General features: G+C 73.3%; 2 protein-coding genes. Both read left to right on the forward strand.

Translation table 11 applies throughout. The annotated features are described in order from the left end of the window. Positions 1–794: MFS transporter (locus E4P40_RS27650; protein ID WP_135161476.1), on the forward strand; the 794-nt coding region annotated here is incomplete at its 5' end. Between the two features lie 53 nt (positions 795–847). Continuing rightward, the coding region (locus tag E4P40_RS27655) for a hypothetical protein (protein ID WP_135161477.1) at positions 848–1,108 on the forward strand (261 nt) is incomplete at its 3' end.

Genomic DNA, 1,108 nt, shown 5'->3' on the forward strand with positions numbered 1-1,108 from the left:
ACGTCATCGGCGTCCCGCTCGGCACCTTCGTCGCTCAGCAGGCGAGCTGGCGGGTGGTCCTCGGTGCTATCGCGGTCATCGGCCTGGTGACCATCGCCGGACTGCTCGCCTGGATGCCGACCGGCGCCGGTGAGCCCAGCGACCTGCGCAGCGAGCTGAGCGCCTTCCGGCGCGGCCAGGTCTGGCTCGTCCTGGGCCTGACCATGGTCGGGTTCTCGGCACTGTTCGCCGTCTACAGCTACGTCAGCCCGATCCTCACCGAGCTCGGCGGCATCCCGACCGGCTGGGTGACCCCGGTGCTCGCCCTCTTCGGCGTCGGGACCACGATCGGCACGCTCGCCGGCGGCCGGCTCGGCGACCGGTACGGGTTCTCCTTCGTCGCCGTGGGCCTGCTGGCCATGGTCGTCGTCCTGGTGGCGTTCGCGTTCCTGGCCCGGACGCCGGTCGCCGCGGTCGCGCTGCTGGTGCTGTTCGGCACGCTCTCCTTCGCGTTGGGCCCGGTGGTGCAGAACGCTGTCATCGAGGCCGCCCGTGTGCCTGGCGGGAGCCTGGTGTCGGCGGCGAACCAGGGTGCCTTCAACGTGGCCAACGCCGTGGGCGCGGCGCTCGGCGCCCTGGTCATCTCCAGCGGCCTCGGCTACACGGCGCCCATGTGGGTCGGCGCCGTCCTCGCGCTCGTCGGTGCGGGCATCGCAGTCCTGGCCCGCTCCGCCGACCGGCGGCCGGCGCGGGCGCCCGAGCCGCTGCCGAAGCGGGCCGCAGCCTCGGGGGAGCTGCTGCGCGACGCCGCCTGAATCGCGGCACTTTCCCCTGGTCAGCCCGCCTATCATCCGCTATCATCGAACACGTGTTCGATGATGCGGTGATGTTGACGGAGGCGGAGTACGACGCCTTCGTCATCGCCTGCCTGGAGACGGAGTTCGACGCCGACTACCCCGATCCGGCCGACTTCGTCACCGACGAGACCCAGCGGTTCCTGGACTCCCGGGCCCGGCTGCTGACCTCCGGCGCCGGCCACCTCGACGCCGCGGTCGCCGCGGACAAGGCCGCCGCCCGCGCCTACGCCGCCCGCGCCCGGGCGCTGGCCGCCTTCGCCGGCAGCCGCCCG

It is taken from the genome of Blastococcus sp. CT_GayMR20, assembly GCF_004570345.1.